The 263-nt window shown below is 67.7% G+C and carries 1 protein-coding gene; it reads left to right on the top strand.

Annotated features, from left to right (window positions below; genetic code table 11):
* The coding region (locus tag H928_RS27145) for a sigma 54-interacting transcriptional regulator (RefSeq protein WP_043339595.1) at window positions 1-263 on the top strand (263 nt) is incomplete at both ends.

The raw sequence follows: 263 nt of genomic DNA on the forward strand, positions 1-263 counted from the left end.
CCAAGCTCTTGCGTGCGATCCAGGAGCGCAAGGTGCGGCCCCTGGGCTCGCAACAGGAAGAAGCGGTCGATGTGCGCATCGTCAGCGCCACCCACCGCGATCTGGCGGCCGATGTGCAGACCGGGCGCTTTCGCCAGGACTTGTACTACCGGCTCAACGTCATTGACATCTTCATCCCGCCGCTGCGCGAGCGCCGCGAAGATGTGCCCGCGCTGTGCCAGGCGCTGCTCGAGCGCATCGCCAGCGAGAGCGGCCAGCCGGTG

Origin of the sequence: Comamonas sp. B-9 (assembly GCF_000410635.1) — a bacterium.
Taxonomy (GTDB): Bacteria; Pseudomonadota; Gammaproteobacteria; order Burkholderiales; family Burkholderiaceae_C; genus Comamonas.